A 12,292-nucleotide genomic window follows, 5' to 3' on the forward strand; every position below is an offset into this window, starting at 1 on the left:
GTAAAGGAGAAAATATGCCTAAAAAAACGTATTTTAATTTGGATGAAGATAAAAAATTACGAATATTGAATGCCGCAAAGGAAGAATTTTCAAGGGTTCCCTTGTTAGAAGCTTCAATTAGTAATGTCATAAAACTTGCGGGAATTCCACGAGGGAGTTTCTACCAGTATTTTGAAAATAAAGAAGACCTATATTTTTATTATTTTGACACGATTAGACAAAACCAGAGCAAGAGATTTGTTGAGGTATTAAAACAAAATCATGGCGATATTGTTTTAACCATGAAAACTTTCTTTTCTGAAACGATTGCTGATACCGTGTCGGGAGAGAATGCGGCCTTTTTTAAAAATGCCTTTGTGAGAATGGATTTTAAAATGAGCAATCGGATGCAACCACATCATCGACCTCATAGTGGGTCGCATCCACATTTTGGTGGTCCATTTCAACAGAATCAAAAACCAGATTTTGATGTGATGGGTGAAATTGATCGTTCTCTATTAACCATTTCATCAGATGAAGAGATTAGTTTACTCATGTTTTCGTTGATGAGCCCATTTATGAAGACGATTAATGATTATTTTGCGAAACAAAGAGAAGGTACTGAGATTTCGGTTGAAGAGTTGCAAAAAGAATATGAAACAATGGCGAACTGGGTAGCCATTGGGGTTACAAAAAGAAAGGGGGAAAACTAAATGATAAAAATAATGAAAAATCGCGTTAATGGTTGGGCGATTATAGGCGCATTTGTCTTTATGATCGTTCAGGTTATCTGTGATTTATATTTACCAACGTTAACATCTGACATGATTAATAAAGGTGTAGCGCAAGGAAATGTTTCTTATATCTGGCAGGTTGGGTACATCATGTTAGGTGTTGCAGCAGTTGGTATTGTTGCGGCAGTTGGGAATGTTTTTATTGCATCACGCTTGGCGCAAAAGTTAGGTCATAGTTTGAGAAGTAATATTTATGAAAAAGTACTTCATTTCTCAAGTTACGAGTTTGATCAAATTGGTAATTCCAGTTTAATCACAAGAACATCGACTGATGTGCTACAAATTCAAAATGTAACAGTGATGATGTTAAGAATGATGATTCAAGCACCAATTATGTTAATTGGTGCAAGCATCCTAGCATATAATAAACAAAAAGAATTAACGGTTATCTTTTTGGTGGCTGTTCCAATTTTGATTATTGTGATCGCGGCGGTTATGACCTTCGCGGTACCATTATTTAAAACGTTACAAAAAAGAATTGATCATATTAACCTTGTCTTCCGTGAAGGATTAACGGGTGTCAGGGTAATTCGAGCCTTTAATCAGGATGGTTATGAACAAAACCGGTTTGATGGCGTGAATAAAGAATATACGGATAATGCCCGTAAAGTATTTTCAATTACGGCTTTAATGTCACCCATGATGACTTTGGTTTTGAGTGCAACTAATATCGCTATTATCTGGTATGGGGGACATTTGATTGGTGATATGTCGATGCAAGTGGGTAACTTGGTGGCGTTTATGACTTATGCCATGCAAATTTTATCAAGTTTTATGATGTTATCGATGGTCTTTGTTATGTTGCCACGTGCACAGGCAGCTGCAGCGCGTATTAATGAAGTTTTGGATAAAAATGATTCAATTGAAGACAGACCAGGTGCAGTTACAATTGATCGTAGTCAATTAGGTGAGAGCCAATTGTCATTTAATCAAGTTAACTTCCGATATGTAGGTGCTGAAAAAGCAGCGTTAACGGATATTAATTTTGAGGCAAAAGCTGGTCAAACGATTGCTATTATTGGTGGAACAGGTTCTGGGAAGTCAACATTAATTAATTTAATTCCACGTCTCTTCGATGTTGAATCAGGGGATATCAAAATTGATGGTAAATCAATTTACGAATTAACGCAGGCAAGTTTGCATGATCAAATCTCACTTGTCCAACAAAAAACGGTTCTCTTTAAAGGAACCATCCGTAGTAATTTACAATTTGGTAACGAAAATGCGACGGATGAAGAAATGTGGCATGCGCTTGAAATTGCGCAAGCTAAATCATTTGTTGAGGAATCGACGGATGGATTGGACGGAATAGTTGAACAAGATGGGGATAACTTCTCAGGAGGTCAGAAACAACGACTTGCTATTGCGCGATCATTAGTGAAAAAAGCTTCAGTTTACTTGTTTGATGATTCGTTCTCAGCGCTTGATTTTAAAACGGATGCTAAGTTACGTGGCTCGCTTAAAACGGATGAAAATGTTAAAGACAGCGTCGTTTTGGTTGTTGCGCAACGAATTTCTAGCGTGACCGGTGCCGATTTAATTTTGGTTATTGACGGCGGTAAAATTGTGGGTAAAGGAACGCATGAGGAATTGAAGGCTACGAATAAGACCTATCAAGAAATTATGCAATCACAAATTAGAGAGGGGGATGCAGAATAATGGCAGATAATAATGGAGCAGGACGCTCAGCTACATCACCAATGCGCGGTGGCCGTGGCGGTGGACCCGGCGGTAATATTGGACGGCCTGTTGAAAAGCCTAAGAATTTTTGGAAAACAATCGGACGCTTGGCGAAGTACATGTCACCTTGGTTACTTTTAATAGGGATTGTATTAGTTTTAGCCATTATTTCTGTTATCTTCCAAGCCGTTTCGCCTAAAATATTAGGGCAGGCGACGACAGAAATTTTCTCTGGTGTGACTAAAGGATTTGCTCAAATTAAGCAGGGTCAAAAAGTAACCTCTTTACCAATTGATTTTAATGCGATTAAAAACATCTTATTCACAGTTGGTGCAATGTACGTTGCATCCGCCTTATTTAGTTTTATTCAACAACTGATTATGACGAATATTTCTCAAAAGACAGTTTATGCACTACGTAAAGATATTAAAGCTAAAATGGAACGTGTCCCAATTTCTTACTATGATACGCATCCTAACGGCGATATTATGTCACGTGCTGTAAATGATGTGGATAATATTTCTGGTACGTTGCAACAAAGTTTTACCCAGTTAGTGACGAGTGTCGTAACATTTGTCAGTGTACTCTATATGATGTTCTCAATTAGCTGGGAATTAACTTTAATTGCTTTAATTATCGTGCCTTTGAGTTTGGGTGTTGTATCATTGATTGCACCTCGTTCTCAAAAATTCTTTGCGGGTCAACAAAAGAGTTTAGGCCTTTTAAATAATCAAGTTGAAGAGACTTATGCAGGCCATACCGTTGTTAAAACCTTTAACAAAGAAGAAAAAAACATTGAGATTTTTGAGAAACAAAATAGTGATTATTATAAAGATTCATGGAAGGCACAATTTATCTCAGGATTAATTATGCCAGCGATGAATTTTATTAAAAATATAGGCTATGTTTTTGTTGCGGTTGTTGGGGGAATTAAGGTCTCACAAGGAACAATCACATTAGGTAATGTTCAAGCATTTCTACAATATGTGAACCAGTTCTCACAACCAATTACTCAGATTGCCAATTTGTCTAATACGATTCAAGCAACAGTTGCCTCAGCAGAACGAATTTTTGAAGTATTGGATGAAGAAGAATTGAAGGATGAAAGTAACGATAATGCGGCTATCTCTGATAACGGTAATAAGATTTCCTTTGAGCATGTCCAATTCGGCTATGCAGATAAGAAACTTTTAATGACTGATTATAATTTGGACGTCAAAGAAGGACAAAAAGTTGCAATTGTTGGGCCGACTGGTGCGGGTAAGACCACGATTATTAACTTAATCGAACGATTCTACGATGTTTCATCAGGTTCAATCCGCCTTAATGGTGTCGATACTAAAAATCTAAAACGTGAAGAGCTCCGAAAATCAATCTCGATGGTTCTTCAAGATACTTGGTTATTTACCGGGACAATTATGGAAAATATTCAATATGGTCGTAAAGATGCAACGGATGAAGAAGTGTATGCTGCTGCAAAAGCGGCTCACGTTGATACATTTGTTCGTCAGTTACCCGATGGCTATCAAACTGTCTTGAACGAAGATGCTTCAAATATTTCACAAGGGCAACGTCAATTATTGACCATAGCCCGTGCATTCTTAGCCGATCCTGAAATTTTGATTTTAGATGAAGCAACGAGTTCTGTTGATACGCGTACGGAAGTCTTGATTCAAAAGGCAATGGATACCTTATTAGATAACCGAACAAGTTTTGTTGTTGCTCATCGTCTATCAACGATTCGTGATGCGGATAACATTATTGTAATGGATAATGGATCGATTATTGAAACTGGAAATCATGATGCTTTGATTGCTAAAAATGGGTTCTATGCTGACTTATACAACAGTCAGTTCACAAATGGTACTATTTAAATAAGATAACGGGTATGATTTTAACAATTGTTGAATTCATGGTCGTTATTTTTTGTTCTGAAATTGGCCAAGTATGTGGACAACCCAATCTTAGATTACTCTATCACCAATTTAGCGTATAATAAAAAAGACTCTAAAATAGTAGATGATTATTTAGAAAATGAGGTTTAATCATAATGAAGCAATCACAAATTAGAAATTTCTCAATCATTGCCCATATTGATCATGGTAAATCAACTTTAGCTGATCGGATTATGGAAGAAACACAGACGGTAAGTGAACGTGAAATGTCGAGCCAATTATTAGATTCGATGGCTGTTGAACAAGAACATGGAATTACTGTTAAATCGAGAACTGTTCGGAGTTATTACACCGCAAATAATGGTGAAACCTTTGAATACAATTTTATTGATACACCAGGACATGTGGACTTTTCTTATGAAGTTTCGAAAAGTTTGGCTGCCAGTGATGGGGCCATTTTATTAGTGGATGCCACTCAAGGTGTTCAAGCACAAACGGTTGCGAATTACCGTTTGGCTAAAGAAAATAACTTGAAAATTATTCCTGTTATCAATAAGATTGACCATCCAAATGCGGACGTGGAAGAAACTAAAATTCAATTAATGGAATTAGCCGATGTCGATGAAGATGAAATGTTATTAATTTCTGCAAAAACGGGAATTGGCGTTGATTTAGTCTTAGAAGCAATTAAAGACCGTATCCCAGAACCAGTCGGAGACATTGAAGCACCACTTAAGGCCTTAGTTTTTGATTCGCATTTTGATGCATTCAAAGGAATTGTTGCTTATATTCGCGTATTTGATGGTGAGTTCAAGGCTAATAACTTACTCCGATTTATGCAGCAAACGACTGATTTTCAAGTTGTTGAGGCAGGAATTTTTAAACCAGATATGGTTGCCGTAGATAGTCTGCATGCTGGGGATGTTGGTTACGTTATCACCGGATTGAAAGATCCTCAATTGGTTAAAATTGGGGATACGTTGACGTCTCAAAACCACCCAACACCAGAAGCGCTTCCCGGGTATAAAGAGTCAGAATCAATGGTTTTTGCTGGATTTTACCCTAAGGATAATAATTACAAAGAATTAAAATCAGCCATTCAAAAGTTAGCTTTAAACGACTCTTCATTCCATTACAAGGAAGAAAAATCTGATGCTTTAGGCTTAGGATTTAGATGTGGATTTTTAGGGATGCTGCATTTAAGCATCATTCGTGAACGTCTTGAAAAAGAATATCAATTAGGCGTCTTAACAACGACACCTAACGTTACGTATCATGTTGTTTTGAAAAATGGCAAAGAAGTTACCGTCGATAATCCCGTTCAATTTCCTGATTTTTCTGAGATTGATCATGTTGAGGAACCATTCTTGGATGTCCATATGACTGTTCCGGATGAACAAGTTGGTGATATTATGAAATTAGCCGAAAAACGTAAGGGGATTTTCCAAGATATGGCTTATAATTCAGGTCAAACTGAGTTGAATTATGCGCTACCTTCATCTGAAATTGCTTACGATTTCTTTAATCAATTAAAATCACTATCACACGGTTATGCAACGATGGAAACCCAGTTCAAAGGCTACCAAACGGCCGATGTTGTTAAAATGGATGTCTTAGTTAATTACGCAACGGTTGATGCTTTAGGCTTTGTGGTTCATAGACAAGATGCTGTTGAGATTGGCCAAAAATTAGTAGAGCAATTAAAATATGCAATTCCACGTAAATTATTTCCAATGCCAGTTCAAGCAGTTGTTGAAAACAAGGCAATTGCGCGCGCGAATGTGCCACCACTTCGAAAGAGTGCAACAACAGGTAGTGATAAAAAGAATGCGGCTAAACAGGATATGCTACGCCGTCAAAGTGCTAATAAACGTTTAGGATCTAAGGCTGAAATGGACTTGCCACAAGAAGTGTTCAATGCCATTTTGGAAGTTAATAACGATAATTAGTCTTTAGAAAGAAGGAACACAATGGGAGTTTTAGAAGTACGTCAACTTTCCCATCAATTTGCGGATAAACAACTGTATGAAGACGCTCATTTCGAATTGAATACAGAAGACCACATGGGTATTATTGGCCAAAATGGTGCCGGTAAAAGTACGTTAATTAAGATTATCACAGGGCAAGAATTACCCGATGAAGGTGAAATTAAGTGGAAGAAAAGCGCCACAATTGGGTACTTAGATCAATATGCTGAGGTAGCTGAAGGTATTACCGTGATTGAATTTTTGAAAACGGCATTTCAACGATTGTATGATATCAGCGATAAACAAACGCAGGCGTATACTGATTACGCTGAAAATTTGGATGAGAAGTTGTTGGAAAAAGCCGGTCGTTATCAAGAAGAGCTTGAGGCTAAGAATTTCTATGATATCGATACTGAGATTGATCGTGTCAGAACGGGGCTAGGACTAGATGCAATTGAAAAAGACCATCAAGTTAGTGAGTTAAGCGGTGGTCAACGTTCAAAAATTATTTTAGCTAAGTTATTATTGGAGAATCCTGAAGTTATCTTATTGGATGAACCGACTAATTATTTAGATACGGAACATATCGACTGGTTAACTGATTATTTGAATCAATTTGAAGGCTGTTTTATGGTTATTTCCCATGATTTTGAATTTTTACAAAATGTGACGAATACGATTATCGATGTTGCATTTGGGAAGATTACAAAATATCGTGGTAATTTTAAGGCAGCAATTAAGCAAAAAGAAGCAAAAAAAGAAGCTCAATTGAAAGCCTTCCAGAAACAACGTCTTCAAATTGAAAAAGATGAAGCTTATATCCGTAAAAATAAAGCCGGAACTCGTGCTACGATGGCTAAGTCCAGACAGAAACGTTTGGATAAAATTGAACGCGTCACGCCACCGAGTGATATCGTAAAAGGTAAATTTGATTTTCCTTACTTGGATACTGGATCTGCATCAACGTTAGCCGTTAAAAATCTGTCCGTTGGTTATAAAACACCGTTACTATCACCGGTAACTTTTTCACTGTCACATCAAGAAAAAGTTGTTTTAAAGGGATTTAATGGGATTGGTAAATCAACTATGATTAAGTCAATTCTGAAGTTAATCCCAACCTTTGGTGGGTCGGCAGAATTTTCTGATTCTGTTGTCGTAAACTATTTTGATCAAGATTTAATTTGGGATAATAAAGAAATGACGCCATTACAAATTATTCAAGATGAATACCCTGATTTGGAACCTAAAACGATTCGTCGTCGTTTAGCTAAATCAGGTATTAATGCTGCTAATACTATGAAATCAATTGGTATTCTAAGCGGTGGGGAACAAATGAAAGTGAAGTTAAGTTTGGTTGAATTAAAACCAAGTAACTTTTTGATTTTGGATGAACCTACTAATCATTTGGATGATGACACGAAAGATGCGCTACAAAGGGCAGTTCGTCGTTTCCCCGGTAATGTTTTATTAGTTAGTCATGAATCTCCATTTTATGAATCTTGGATTGATAAAGTATTTGATGTTGAAGCAATTAGAATTCAAAAATAATAATGAATGGCCTTAAGATTAAGTCTTAAGGTTATTTTTTTGTACAAAAAAAGCACCAACCGAAGTTGATGCTTCTTGATATGGTACTTACCGAAGTAAATAGATTGTATGAATTCCACAAAACAGTGACAATCAGACATACCTACAATGCGGTAGGTAAAAAATGCCCCATCTTCGAACTAATCACTAGCCGCCGCAGCGGAACAACCGAAGTTGTCTGATTTTACTCGACTCATCGCATATATTCAGTGTAACACGATACGAGTGTTTCGTATAGCGTTTATTTACCCCAAAGGAACTGAATGACTGCCTGATCAACTTTGTCATTACTATGGAGCTTACTATGTTGAGCATTTTCACCAGTAATTTTTAGCTCTTTATACGATTTTACTTGGTCTTTTAAAAGATAACTCATCGAACGTGCGGAGACAATGCTGACGGCAGTATCTGAATTAGAACCATCGTCGATATCACCATAAATGACAAAGACATTTGTATTTGATGGGAATTTTTTGCGGTTCTCATAATAACTTTGGTAGTTCTCAGATTTTGATTTAGGTTCACCATTCTTTAAGAGAACATTTTTGTTAGCTTCTTCATTCATACCAAGAACGCCATTAATTGGAACAGCGATTGGCACAAAATTGTTTAACTTGGGATCTGATTCTTTTCTAACGGATTCGGCCCAGTAGACTGCGGATGAACCACCCATAGAATGGGCAACAATATTAACAGCCTTAATTTTATATGATTTTTGTAAATGAGTTACAATTTCTCCAATCCATTCGCCTTCTTCAGGTATTTGAGCATTGCTGCGTTTGAAGACGACTTGAATAATGGGATTTTTTACGGATTCCTGCCAGTCACCAGAGTAAGTGACGTCGCCCGTTGAAGAGACAATTGCCGTTAGAACTTTTTGCGCCTTGTCTGATTTTTCAGCGGCAGCGATCATAGCATTGGTTGAGTTTGCCGACCCGCCATAACCATGGACGTACAAGGTTGGTACTTGATTTGTATCTTTTGTTGAAACGGTAACGACATTTTTTGATGGGGTCTTGTTCAAGAAAAAGAATCCAGTGCCTAATCCTAATATTAGTAAGATGGTAATTAATATGCCATATTTTTTCATTAATAATCTCCCCCTATTGTAAGTAATTTACTCCATTATAGGTCAACGATTCTTGTCGTACAAATTTAGAGCCAGTTATGGTAAGCTATATGCGAAGATACTTAAGAAAGCCGAGGTTTAATAATATGTTTACGGTAAAATCAACTAGGGATTTAGATGGTCAAATATACAAGGATGCTCTAACAATCAGGAAAATCGTTTTTGTTGGCGAACAAAATGTCCCAATCGAGTTAGAAATCGAAAATGAGGCAGAGGCAATTCATTTTGTAGGCTATAAAGATGACAAACCTGTTGTCACAGCACGCACAATAGTCGAAGATTCCGAAACATGGCATATTCAACGTGTGGCAACGATTAAAGATGCTCGTGGTCAACACTTGGCAACAGATATATTAATGTTTATCGAAGGGTTTGCAACCGTTTATGACATTAAATATCTAACGTTAGGTGCACAAGATCAAGCACAAAATTTTTATAAAAAATTGGGTTATGAGATTGAGGGAGAAGGATTTATGGATGCCGGAATCCCGCATCACACAATGGTTAAAACGATTGAAGGAGCTTAAATGGCAAAAGAAACTGCATTTTCCAAATTGTTAACGGATGAACGTTATGCGTTTGCGAGCGAACTCGGAAACAAGTATCACAAAGATGCTAGTCAAATATTATTTACCTATCTGAAATTTATGGCGGACGGAACGCAAAATCAATCAAAGTCATTGCAGAAAAGTTTGCCAGAAATTGATAAGAAGTTTCAAACGTATCTAGAAAGCTAGAGATGGAAGGTATGGACAGTGAATAACAACCCATTAACAAATCTTATGAAACAAGATAGATTGATTGTCGGTATTAGTGAAATCAGTAAAATGACAGGCGTTTCAACACGACAACTACGCTATTGGGAACAAAAAGGGTACATTGAAAGTATTGCGGATGATAGTGCAAAAGCCCGTGAGTATCGCTTGGATATGGTTATAAAAGTGAGTCTCATAAAATCAGAATTAGACGAAGGGTATACATTAGTTGCGGCAATTGAACGTGTTAATGGAAAAATGGCTATTTTTAAACAATTTAAACATTTTATAATTGACCGTGTTTCGGATGTTGGTAAACAAGGCAATAAAACCGTGTTTGATATGGGCTATTTTGATCAGACTGAGAAGCAACGTTTGTTTGCAGTTATTGATGAAGATGGGACTCATTTTGAACTTAGAGACGTATAAAAAAGAATTTTAAAATAAATGAACAAAACACTTGCAACCGTTTTCATATGTGTTATACTTTATTTGTAGCAAGGAAAGCTATCGAAATCCCTGAACAAAATAAAACTGAAGTCACTTTTTTAAACTCACTTAATGGTTTTTAAAAACGGAGTTAGTTGGACGATGTTTAGTGCTGAAGATAGTTGAAAAATGTAACACAAGTTATTGACGTTGAGAGACGTCGAGCAAGGCGTATTAAAACGGTGCCGGTCTTGAGCATTAAAAAGCAAATCAAGACACATCAAGTTAGATGATGTTTACTCCGATAGTTTAGAATTTTGGTATTAGCGACGTCGTGAGACGTCGAACGAGGTTTTAAAACGGTGCTAGTCTTGAGCGCTAAAAAGCAAATCAGGACACATCAATTTAGATGGTGTTTCAAATTTACAATGTATGGCAAGTCATTGACGTTGAGAGACGTCGGGTAAGGCGTATTAAAACGGTGCTGGTCTTGAGCGCTAAAAAGCAAATCAGGACACATCAATTAAGATGATGGTTTAAATTTACAATGTACGGCAAGTCATTGACGTTGAGAGACGTCGGGTAAGGCGTATTAAAACGGTGCCGGTCTTGAGCATTAAAAAGCAAATCAAGATATCGAATTTTGATGATTCAAGTTTTAGTAGAACGAATAATCAGATTCACAGGTATTTGGTCTTGAAGAAACGTTTGAACTCGAATGGATAGACAAATCGCTCAAAGGGCGTCATTCGAAATTGTATGATTAATGCATGTAAAAGCGACTTCATAGAACTAGATAAGTATAAAGATATAGAGGCGAAACATATTAACAATCAAGCAAAATCGACTCTCGGTAACACGGGTTTCGGCTTTCCTACTACAAAAAGATAGGATTCGAGACATTTCTTAAAAAGAATGTTCGAATCCTATTTTAATGCAAAAAAATGGAAATCATAAAAATGACCAATATAAATATTACGATAATTGAAGAAGTTGACTTAATACCTAATATGTTTTTATCAATAAAGTATGCTGATGAAAGTATTAAGTTTGTAAGAAGTTAATTGAATATAGATGAAATTAATGCATTTAAAATAGATATCGCTGATGACGGTAAGAACTCTTTTGTTGGTTAACTAATGCTGAAGTGATTATAGTAATAATCTAAACTCCCACGTTTAGGCATTTTAAATTGAAAGGTTAGGCAATCCTAAGAAATAAGTTACAATTCATCCGTTATTCTGATATAATAAATTTACTATTAAGAAAATGGAAGTGAATTGATTAACTAATGACAAAAAATGAAGGCCCGAATATGACACCTATGAAGGAAGATTATTTAAAAATTATTTTTGAATTAGGCGGTACGCAAAAGAAAATATCGAACAAACAGATTGCGCTTAGTCTGAACATTGCGGCCGGATCAGTTACAGAAATGGTCAACAAACTTGTTAAAGAAGAACTAGTTGAACATACGCCATACGCAGGTATTTCGTTAACGAAACCTGGGATATTATTGGCCGAAGATTTAGTGCGTAAACACCGTTTGTGGGAGTGTTTCTTAGTTTATAAGTTAAACTACAAATTACAAGACGTCGATGGCGAATCAGAATTACTTGAACATGTGACAAGTGAATATTTACTTGATCACTTAAATGAGTTCTTGGGTTATCCAACACATTGTCCACATGGTGGCGTTATTCCTGATAAAGAAGGTAACTATGAGGAAGATAGCCATTTAGTTTTAGAAGCGGTTGAAGATGGAACTAAAGTTAGTATTGAACGTTTCATCGATAATCATGATTTGTTAACTTACTTAGATGACTTGGAATTACACATTGGTGATAAATTAACAGTTGTCTCTCATGCACCTTTTGAAGGACCCGTTGAAATCAAGCTGGAAAATACTGGTGAGGTTAGAAATATCAGTTATAAAGCTGCTCATTATATTTTTGTTAAGTAAGATTGTAACGAAAAAATTGAATTAAAAGTCATAGAGGTTGTTGATATCAAATTGATATCGGCGGCCTTTTTTTGTTAGATCAAAAATATTTAATAATCGGTAAAATGATTTAAG

At 36.3% G+C, this 12,292-nt stretch carries 10 protein-coding genes; 9 read left to right on the forward strand and 1 reads right to left on the reverse strand.

Annotated features, from left to right (window positions below):
* Nucleotides 1-14 precede the first annotated feature (14 nt).
* From N0K80_RS04290 to N0K80_RS04310, 5 genes are all read left to right on the forward strand, one after another.
* Nucleotides 15-692, forward strand: a complete 678-nt coding sequence (locus N0K80_RS04290) for a TetR/AcrR family transcriptional regulator (RefSeq protein ID WP_269023890.1) — start codon at nt 15-17, stop codon at nt 690-692.
* Entirely contained in the window at nt 693-2,432 is a 1,740-nt protein-coding gene (locus tag N0K80_RS04295) for an ABC transporter ATP-binding protein (protein WP_269008240.1), read from the forward strand.
* Entirely contained in the window at nt 2,432-4,327 is a 1,896-nt protein-coding gene (locus N0K80_RS04300; protein WP_407932686.1) for an ABC transporter ATP-binding protein, read from the forward strand. Before N0K80_RS04295 ends, N0K80_RS04300 begins: the two co-directional genes overlap by 1 nt.
* 176 nt (nt 4,328-4,503) lie before the next feature.
* Nucleotides 4,504-6,297, forward strand: coding sequence for a translation elongation factor 4 (gene lepA, locus N0K80_RS04305; RefSeq protein ID WP_269023891.1), 1,794 nt, complete (start codon nt 4,504-4,506; stop codon nt 6,295-6,297).
* 21 nt (nt 6,298-6,318) lie between these two features.
* Entirely contained in the window at nt 6,319-7,863 is a 1,545-nt protein-coding gene (locus N0K80_RS04310) for an ABC-F family ATP-binding cassette domain-containing protein (protein ID WP_269023892.1), read from the forward strand.
* Between the two features lie 280 nt (nt 7,864-8,143).
* On the opposite strand, the gene N0K80_RS04315 is transcribed toward N0K80_RS04310, so the two are convergent.
* Nucleotides 8,144-8,992, reverse strand: coding sequence for an alpha/beta hydrolase (locus N0K80_RS04315; RefSeq protein WP_269023893.1), 849 nt, complete (start codon nt 8,990-8,992; stop codon nt 8,144-8,146).
* A gap of 125 nt (nt 8,993-9,117) precedes the next feature.
* On the opposite strand from N0K80_RS04315, the gene N0K80_RS04320 reads away from it, so the two are divergent.
* From N0K80_RS04320 to N0K80_RS04335, 4 genes are all read left to right on the forward strand, one after another.
* Nucleotides 9,118-9,558: a GNAT family N-acetyltransferase gene (locus N0K80_RS04320; RefSeq protein ID WP_269023894.1), complete on the forward strand. Its 441-nt coding sequence runs from the start codon at nt 9,118-9,120 to the stop codon at nt 9,556-9,558.
* On the forward strand, nt 9,559-9,768 hold the full coding sequence (locus N0K80_RS04325; protein WP_057974010.1) for a hypothetical protein: 210 nt from the start codon (nt 9,559-9,561) through the stop codon (nt 9,766-9,768).
* 45 nt (nt 9,769-9,813) lie between these two features.
* A complete protein-coding gene (locus tag N0K80_RS04330) occupies nt 9,814-10,215 on the forward strand; it encodes a MerR family transcriptional regulator (RefSeq protein WP_225428598.1) in 402 nt (133 codons plus the stop codon).
* 1,315 nt (nt 10,216-11,530) lie between these two features.
* Complete coding sequence (locus N0K80_RS04335; protein WP_146342676.1) at nt 11,531-12,178, forward strand: metal-dependent transcriptional regulator; 648 nt, start codon at nt 11,531-11,533, stop codon at nt 12,176-12,178.
* Nucleotides 12,179-12,292 lie beyond the last annotated feature (114 nt).

This window comes from Dellaglioa carnosa (assembly GCF_026948345.1).
GTDB lineage: Bacteria > Bacillota > Bacilli > Lactobacillales > Lactobacillaceae > Dellaglioa > Dellaglioa algida.

Excerpts from the sequence above, each read along its gene's own strand:
- N0K80_RS04335 (WP_146342676.1), top strand. The coding sequence starts at position 11,531 with ATGACACCTATGAAGGAAGATTATTTAAAAATTATTTTTGAATTAGGC.
- N0K80_RS04290 (WP_269023890.1), top strand. The coding sequence starts at position 15 with ATGCCTAAAAAAACGTATTTTAATTTGGATGAAGATAAAAAATTACGA.
- N0K80_RS04330 (WP_225428598.1), top strand. The coding sequence starts at position 9,814 with ATGAAACAAGATAGATTGATTGTCGGTATTAGTGAAATCAGTAAAATG.
- lepA (WP_269023891.1), top strand. The coding sequence starts at position 4,504 with ATGAAGCAATCACAAATTAGAAATTTCTCAATCATTGCCCATATTGAT.
- N0K80_RS04310 (WP_269023892.1), top strand. The coding sequence starts at position 6,319 with ATGGGAGTTTTAGAAGTACGTCAACTTTCCCATCAATTTGCGGATAAA.
- N0K80_RS04315 (WP_269023893.1), bottom strand. The coding sequence starts at position 8,992 with ATGAAAAAATATGGCATATTAATTACCATCTTACTAATATTAGGATTA.
- N0K80_RS04300 (WP_407932686.1), top strand. The coding sequence starts at position 2,432 with ATGGCAGATAATAATGGAGCAGGACGCTCAGCTACATCACCAATGCGC.
- N0K80_RS04320 (WP_269023894.1), top strand. The coding sequence starts at position 9,118 with ATGTTTACGGTAAAATCAACTAGGGATTTAGATGGTCAAATATACAAG.
- N0K80_RS04295 (WP_269008240.1), top strand. The coding sequence starts at position 693 with ATGATAAAAATAATGAAAAATCGCGTTAATGGTTGGGCGATTATAGGC.
- N0K80_RS04325 (WP_057974010.1), top strand. The coding sequence starts at position 9,559 with ATGGCAAAAGAAACTGCATTTTCCAAATTGTTAACGGATGAACGTTAT.